This window comes from Pandoraea sp. B-6 (assembly GCF_000282835.1).
Taxonomy (GTDB): domain Bacteria; phylum Pseudomonadota; class Gammaproteobacteria; order Burkholderiales; family Burkholderiaceae; genus Pandoraea; species Pandoraea cepalis.
Map to the genome: position 1 here is coordinate 9,612 of NZ_KB290565.1, position 7,246 is coordinate 16,857.

The 7,246-nt window shown below is 65.3% G+C and carries 7 protein-coding genes, 1 tRNA gene and 1 pseudogene; 8 read left to right on the plus strand and 1 reads right to left on the minus strand.

Annotated elements, in window-relative coordinates; genetic code table 11:
• The 6 genes and pseudogenes from A985_RS29605 to A985_RS0122900 all read left to right on the plus strand — a co-directional run.
• Positions 1–535 (plus strand): annotated as a pseudogene (locus A985_RS29605) (monooxygenase); the annotation flags it as partial.
• Positions 536–564: 29 nt separating this feature from the next.
• Positions 565–759, plus strand: coding sequence for a hypothetical protein (locus A985_RS0122880; RefSeq protein ID WP_017235708.1), 195 nt, complete (start codon positions 565–567; stop codon positions 757–759).
• 98 nt (positions 760–857) lie between these two features.
• Positions 858–2,267 carry an MFS transporter gene (locus tag A985_RS0122885; RefSeq protein ID WP_017235709.1) on the plus strand — a complete coding sequence of 470 codons (1,410 nt, stop codon included), beginning with the start codon at positions 858–860 and terminating at the stop codon, positions 2,265–2,267.
• A 72-nt stretch (positions 2,268–2,339) separates the two neighbouring features.
• Entirely contained in the window at positions 2,340–3,128 is a 789-nt protein-coding gene (locus A985_RS0122890) for an NYN domain-containing protein (protein ID WP_051060351.1), read from the plus strand.
• Positions 3,129–3,209: 81 nt separating this feature from the next.
• Positions 3,210–3,286, plus strand: a tRNA-Val gene (locus tag A985_RS0122895).
• 306 nt (positions 3,287–3,592) lie between these two features.
• Complete coding sequence (locus tag A985_RS0122900) at positions 3,593–3,895, plus strand: hypothetical protein (protein WP_017235711.1); 303 nt, start codon at positions 3,593–3,595, stop codon at positions 3,893–3,895.
• A gap of 87 nt (positions 3,896–3,982) precedes the next feature.
• On the opposite strand, the gene A985_RS0122905 is transcribed toward A985_RS0122900, so the two are convergent.
• A complete protein-coding gene (locus tag A985_RS0122905; protein ID WP_017235712.1) occupies positions 3,983–4,876 on the minus strand; it encodes a LysR family transcriptional regulator in 894 nt (297 codons plus the stop codon).
• Between the two features lie 146 nt (positions 4,877–5,022).
• On the opposite strand from A985_RS0122905, the gene A985_RS0122910 reads away from it, so the two are divergent.
• Positions 5,023–5,712, plus strand: coding sequence for a glutathione S-transferase family protein (locus A985_RS0122910; protein WP_017235713.1), 690 nt, complete (start codon positions 5,023–5,025; stop codon positions 5,710–5,712).
• A 16-nt stretch (positions 5,713–5,728) separates the two neighbouring features.
• A complete protein-coding gene (locus A985_RS0122915; protein ID WP_026132317.1) occupies positions 5,729–6,703 on the plus strand; it encodes a pyridoxamine 5'-phosphate oxidase family protein in 975 nt (324 codons plus the stop codon).
• The last annotated feature ends 543 nt before the right edge of the window (positions 6,704–7,246 follow it).

Sequence of the window (7,246 nt, forward strand, 5' to 3'; positions counted from 1 at the left end):
ACCCTCACATGGCTTCCGTGTGTTGCGCGACGCCGTGCTCGATCTCTCGCTCGATCACGAATTCGTGCGGCCGCTGTTCCACTGGCGCACCTCGCGCGCGCACGACTATCGCGACTCTCCGCTCAACAGCCCCAACGACGACAACGCGCGGATGACGGCGGGACCCGGCGCCGGTGCGCCGGCGCCGAACGTCAAGCTCGGCGACAACGACTATCTGTACGACCACCTCGGCGCCGCGTTCCATCTGGTGACGTTTGGCGATGCCCCGCTCGACGATGTCGTGCGTCATGCGCTGGTGACGTGGCGCGAGCGCGGTGTGCCGGTGAAGGTGATCGCGTTCGCGCCGTCGGAAGACGACGTGACGGGCGCGGACCTCACGCTGCCCGATCCGACGGGCCATGCCGCGACGAAGTACGGTGCCGCCAGCGGCACGGCGTACCTCGTGCGTCCCGATCATCATGTCTGCGCCCGCTGGCAGCAGCTCGACGCCACGCGTCTTGCCAGCGCGCTCGCACAGGCGACGGCCCACGCCTGAGCCGTCACGTCACACAAGGAAGCTCTGCCATGACCGCCCAACAAACCGCCATCGCCGGACTCGAGGAGATTTACGACACCCTCGCGCTGGCCATCGACGCCGCACCGGACGACAAGCGCGAGCTGCTGCTCGCCAAAGTCGTTCTGCTGTTGGCACACGAGATCGACGATCCACAGCGCGTGATCGACTGCATTCAGCAAGCCGCCCGCAGCGCACAGGATTAAACACGGTTCCCTTCGGCGTCCGCCCTCGATGGCGGACCCGTTTTCATCACACCGCCACACAATATCCGAGGCGGGGAGCGTTGGAGAAGACACCCATCATGAGTCGTATCACGTCTGCCGCCGGTATCGCCGGCGGAATCGCTGCACCCGCATCGCCCGCCGCTGTCGCCCTCGATGGCACGCCGGCGTCGCAGTGTCTTCCGAACGAGGCCCTGGAGCGCGAAGTCGTACGCAAGGTCTCGCGCCGCCTGCTCGGCTTCCTGTTCGTGCTGTTCCTGTTCTCGTTTCTCGATCGCATCAACGTCGGCTTCGCCGCGCTCACGATGAGCCAGGATCTGAAGCTCACGAGCACGATGTTCGGCATGGCCTCGACCGTGTTCTACCTCACGTATGTGCTGTGCGGTGTGCCGAGCAATCTGATGCTCGTGAAGGTCGGCGCGCGTCGCTGGATCGGCACGATTCTGATCGCGTGGGGCTTCGCTTCGAGCGCCACGATGTTCGCGCACGACGCCACCAGCCTCTATCTGATTCGCGCCATCGTCGGCATTACCGAGGCAGGCTTCCTGCCGGGCATGCTGCTCTATATGGGCGACTGGTTCCCTTCGGCCGCGCGCGCACGCGCCAATGCCTGGTTCATGATCGCCATGCCGGTGACGTCCGCACTCGGCGCCGCCGCATCGGGCTATTTGCTGCGGCTCGACGGCGTAGGCGGACTCGCCGGGTGGCAGTGGCTCTTCGTGCTCGAAGGACTGCCGACGGTCTTGCTCGGCGTCGTCACCTGGTGGTATCTGGACGACAAACCCGCCGACGCGCGCTGGTTGAGCGTCGCCGAAAAGCGCGCGCTCGACACGATGATCGCCCGCGACCGTGCCGCCGCGCTCACGCAACAGACGGGCGGTGCGGCGCACGCCGGCAACAGTATGTGGCGCGCCATTCTCACACCGAGCGTGGCGAAGTTTGCGCTGGGGTATTTCTGCCTCGTCAACACGCTCTCGCTGGCGTCGCTGTGGATTCCGCAGATCGTGAAGAGCTTCGGCACGACGAGCAGCAACGTGACCATCGGCTTGCTCGCGGCGATTCCGTCGGTCTGCACGATTGCCGGCATGATCTGGTGGGGACGCCGCTCCGACCGGTTGCAGGAACGCCGCTGGCATCTGGTGCTGCCCATGCTCTTCTCTGCGGCGGGCTGGGTCGTCACGTGCTTCGCGCCAGAGCCGTCGCTGCGCCTCGCCGGGGTAGCGATGGCCTCGACCGGCGCCTACACCGCCATGGCGATCTTCTGGACGGTGCCCGACCGCAGTCTCGCCCCGCATACGCGCGCGCTCGGACTGGCGGTCATCAACGCCGTCGGCAATCTCGGCTCGGCGCTCAGTCCGATTGTCGTGGGCGCACTCAAGGACTGGACGCACTCGTTCACCTCGGGCCTGATGTTCGCTGCCGTGAGCTTGCTCGTCGGCATTGCGGTGCTGTGGTTCGCCCCGCTGGGGCAGCGTCGCGGCAACCGCTGATTCCGGTCACGGCATGACGGACACCGTTCCGGGCCATAATGCGAAACGTCTTCGCGTTCAAGGAACCCCGTCATGCCAGTGACACCCCCTGTGGCCGCCCAAGGCCCCACGCTCGTCGTTCTGATCGACGCCGATAACGCCGCGCCCGCCATCGTCGAAGGACTGCTCACCGAAGTGGCCAAGTACGGCGTGGCGAGCGTGAAGCGCATCTACGGCGACTGGACCAAACCCAATCTCGACGGCTGGAAGAAGTGCCTGCTCGAATACTCGATCCAGCCGATTCAGCAGTTCCGCTACACCGTCGGCAAGAACGCCACCGACAGCGCCATGATCATCGACGCGATGGATCTGCTCTACACGGGACGCTTCGACGGCTTCTGCCTCGTCTCCAGCGACAGCGATTTCACGCGGCTCGCCTCGCGCATTCGTGAGCAGGGACTGATCGTGTACGGCTTCGGCGAGCGCAAGACGCCGCAGCCGTTCGTCACGGCCTGCGACAAGTTCATCTACACGGAATTGCTGCGTCAGGACGACGAGCCGGACGGCGACGAAGCCCCGGCGCCGCGCAAGCGCCGCAGCGCGTCGGACCTGAAGCGCGACACGCGCCTCGTGCGGCTGCTGCGTAACGCGGTGACCGGCGTGTCGGACGAGGACGGCTGGGCGAGTCTTGGCCCCATCGGCAGCCATATCGCCAAACAGGCGCCGGACTTCGACTCGCGCAATTATGGCTTCGGCAAGCTGAGCGACCTCGTGGCGACCATCGGCCTGTTCGACGTCGAGCAGCGCACGGGCAGCGGTGGGAACAAGAGCCTCTGGGTACGGATCAAGCCCAGGCGAGGCACGGCGAAACGCGGCGAATGAGCGCGCTCGAAACTTTTTTCGACGATATCGCGCGAAACACTTGTCAGGTTCCGGAATTCCCCCTATACTCGCGGTCTTTCTAGGCTCGTAGCTCAGCTGGTTAGAGCACCACCTTGACATGGTGGGGGTCGTTGGTTCGAGTCCAATCGAGCCTACCAACGAATCAAAAGCACAAGGCGTTGCGCGTTTTTCGCGTAACGCCTTTTGTTTTTTCCGCGACCGCGCGAAGACCATCGCCCGCGTTACAAAACGACACATCCCCGACAAACTGGTAGCACCTGCCGCGCGGGGTCATCGATACACTGGCTTCAACGGTTCGACGAAAGGCATCAGGATGGGAATGCTTCCCGGCTTGCACCGCCTTCGCGAATCGATCCGACTCACTGGCTTCATTGCCCACGCGCACGCAGTCGCACCATGTCATCAAATGATGCATCGACCTGCGAGCGCCTCCGGAGGACATTATGAAACGCATTCTTATCGTCGCTGCCCTCGGCGCTGTCGCCGCTGTCGCGTCGAGCGCCGCGTCGGCCCATGTGGATGTTGGTGTCTATCTGGGGTTGCCCGCCCCTGTGATTGAAGCGCCGCCGGTCTATGTGGCACCGCAGCCTGTCTATGTGCAGCCGCGCCCCATGTACGAAGCCCCGCGTCCGGTTGTCTACTACGGTCGCGACCGCTGGGACGACTGGCGTGATCGCCGCTGGGAAGACCGTCACGATCGCGGCCACCACCGCGGCTGGGGCTGGCGTCACGGCGACGACGACTGATCCTAGAACGAACGAAGCGGTCCGCCGATTGGCGTCGGTGGGCTTTTTACGCGGGAAGCGGCACTGTCGCTTTCCGCGTTCTTTTGTTCATCGCATCGACACGTCGCGCAACTCCCGCTTCATCCATTCCACGAACACGCGCGTGCGCGATGGCAACAGTCGCGCGTGGGGATACACGATATTGACCGGCCGTGCCGGTCCTTCGTAGTCCTTGAGCACGCGTACCAGACGGCCGTCGGCCATCGGCGCGGCGACCTGATACGAGAGGAAGCAGCCGTAGCCCATTCCGCCCAGGCACGCGTCAATGGCCGTGAGGCCATGGCTGACCTCGAGATTGCCGTCGACCGGTACGACGAATTCGCGTCCGCCCTCCCAGAACCGCCACTGTCCGAAGCCGCCACCATGCGAGCGGATGCAATTTTTGCCCGCCAGGTCGCGCGGGTGCTTCACTTCCCCCTGCTCGGCCAGACACGCCGGACTCGCCACCACCACGCGACGAATGGCCCCGAGGCTTTGCGCAACGAGTGTGGAGTCGTCCAGCGGCGAGATGCGAATCCCGACGTCGATGCCTTCCTCCCAGAGATTCACCACGCGATCGTTGAGCAACAGACGGCATTTGACGGCCGGATACGCGCGCAGGAAGCGATATAGCGCGGGCGCGACGTGCAACTGTCCAAACAGCACCGGCGCCGTGACCACGAGTGTGCCGCTCGGCGCCTCGTGCCGCGCCGCCAGTCGCGCTTCCGCCTCCTGGAGTTCGCTCAGGATCTGACGGCACGTGTCGAGATACGTCCGCCCCTCTTCAGTGAGCGCGATACGGCGCGTGGTGCGATTGAGCAGCCGGACATCGAGCGATGTCTCGAGCGCCGCCAGCGTGCGCACGACCGCCGGGAGGGAGGAGTCGAGCGCGCGCGCCGCCGCACTCAGGCTGCCCTGATCGACGATGGCGACGAACGTCTGCATGGCACGAAGTTTATCCATACCGCACATCATTACTCCGAATATTGGAGCAGTCAAATCAGCTCTGCGGCATTTATCCGGAAATCGGCTTGATGGAAAATCGGTGCATCGCGTGACACTCCTGAGCGCAGGACTCACGCGGCCTCGCTCACCACCGGAGACATCTCATGGCCCACCCCGCCGAAACGCATGCCCCCTCACCCGAGCCGTCCTTGCGCCCAACGCGTCCGATTCGCCTGTATCGGCATGCGCTGTCAGGCCATTGCCATCGTGTCGAACTGATGCTGCACCTGTTGGATCTGCCATACGAGACCATCGACATCGACCTGATGACGGGGGAGCAAAAGCAACCGGCGTTTCTTGCGCTCAACCCGTTCGGGCAAGTACCCGTGATCGACGATGACGGGCAGGTGATCGCCGATTCGAATGCGATTCTCGTCTACCTCGCAAGTCGCTACGATGCGCACGGGACCTGGTTGCCCCGTGCCCCCCTGACGGCCGCCGCGGTGCAGCGCTGGCTGTCGGTGGCCGCCGGCGATCTGGCCTTCGGACCGGCGGCCGCGCGCGTGGTTGTCGTGTTCAAGCGTCCCATCGACGCCACGGCGATGATCGAGCGCGCCACACTCCTCCTGTCGCGCATGCAAGCCCATCTGTCGGCACCGCAGGCGACGCCGTTTCTCGCAGGCGACACGCCAACGATTGCCGACGTGGCGTGCTATACGTATCTCGCGCATGCGCCCGAGGGCAACGTCCCGCTCGAACCGTATCCGGCCGTGCTTGCGTGGTTGGCCCGTGTCGCCGCGTTGCCGCGCTTCGTGCCGATGGTGTCGAGCGCTTGCGGCCTGAACGCCGCCTGAGCCTCGGGAGGACATCATGAATACGTCCGAATCCCCTTCGGTCCCCACGTCACCGTTCCATACAGGCGAACTCGCCGTGCAGACACTGGCCGGTTCGCGTGAAGCGATAGCGGACATCGGGGCGCGGGTGATCCGCAGCGCGATGCCCGATCAGCATCGTCAGTTCTTCGCCCAGTTGCCGTTTCTGGTCGTGGGTGCGCTCGACGCGCGGGGGCAACCCTGGGCAACGCTGTTAAGCGGCACGCCCGGCTTCGCCCAGGCGCCGGAGCCGACGTTGCTGCGGGTGAATGCCTTGCCGCCCGCCACCGATCCTTTGTACGGCGCCGTGACGCCAGGCGCGCCGGTGGGCGTGTTGGGGCTCGAGCCGTCGACACGCCGCCGGAATCGTGTGAACGGACAGGTCGTCGACGCAGATGCGCAGGGCTTTGCGATTCGCGTTGCGCAGAGCTTCGGCAACTGCCCGCAGTACATCCACAAACGCGACATCACGCCGCAAGCGCACGCGGGACCGGCACTGGCCGAGCCGCCGCGGACATCGCTCGACGACGATGCGCAATGGCAGATCGCGAGCGCCGACACGTTCTTCATCGCCACGCATTACGCGGGCGACGGCGCGACCGAGCGCAGCGCCGGTACGGACGTCTCGCATCGCGGCGGCAAGCCGGGCTTCGTGCGTGTCGACGATGCCAACACGCTGACGTGGCCCGACTTCCGTGGCAACGCCTACTACAACACGCTGGGCAATCTGCACGCCAATCCGAGGGCAGGACTGGTGTTCGTCGACTTTGCGTCGGGCGACTTTCTGCACGTGGCAGGCGACGCGGAAATTATTTGGCAGGACGAAACGACGAGCGGCTTCGCCGGCGCACAGCGGCTTGTGCGCATGCGGGTGCGCGAGGTTCGGCGCGTGCATGGCGCGCTGCCGGCCGCGTGGCGCGATGGCGAGACGTCACCGAGCGTCGAACGCACGGGCGCATGGCCAACCGCTTGATACTGCGCGCTCACACCCCATTCGCCTCGGGCTCACCTCGGGCTCACTTCGGGCTCACCTCGGGTTCGCCTCGCGCTTGCCGCAAGGGTTCGCTGCGTGTAAAGTGTGCCCACGCCCGTCGAGTGACGGGCGCCTCTTTTCTCCTCATCGATCCATGACTGTTCACACGTCCCTTCGACTTGCCGTAGCACCGCCGCAACGCGCGGTGGGTGCACGTCTGCGCGGACGTTTTGCAGCAGTCGCGCCTCCCCCGCCGGCCGGCGTGGCACCGCCCGCTGGGGTGGTCGCTGCCGCAGTCGCCGATACCGGCGTCGTGGCCTGACGCCACGGTTGGCGCGCCGGGCGTTCGTCGCCCGGCACAACACCTTTTCATTCGAATTTCAGTTTCGATCCGCCTGTCAGCGCATCGTGCGTCGAACGCCGTGACGTTGTGTCATGCCGTGTCGGCGACGGCGTCGCGTCACAGGGAGCGGCGTTCTTGAGCCGTTTTCATTGACGTCGCGCCCGGCAGGCTGGACATCCTGTTCAGGGGAAGATCGATGC

Coding starts and splice junctions, on each gene's coding strand:
- A985_RS0122905 (WP_017235712.1), bottom strand. CDS start 4,876: ATGGATAAACTTCGTGCCATGCAGACGTTCGTCGCCATCGTCGATCAG.
- A985_RS0122915 (WP_026132317.1), top strand. CDS start 5,729: ATGAATACGTCCGAATCCCCTTCGGTCCCCACGTCACCGTTCCATACA.
- A985_RS0122885 (WP_017235709.1), top strand. CDS start 858: ATGAGTCGTATCACGTCTGCCGCCGGTATCGCCGGCGGAATCGCTGCA.
- A985_RS0122880 (WP_017235708.1), top strand. CDS start 565: ATGACCGCCCAACAAACCGCCATCGCCGGACTCGAGGAGATTTACGAC.
- A985_RS0122910 (WP_017235713.1), top strand. CDS start 5,023: ATGGCCCACCCCGCCGAAACGCATGCCCCCTCACCCGAGCCGTCCTTG.
- A985_RS0122890 (WP_051060351.1), top strand. CDS start 2,340: ATGCCAGTGACACCCCCTGTGGCCGCCCAAGGCCCCACGCTCGTCGTT.
- A985_RS0122900 (WP_017235711.1), top strand. CDS start 3,593: ATGAAACGCATTCTTATCGTCGCTGCCCTCGGCGCTGTCGCCGCTGTC.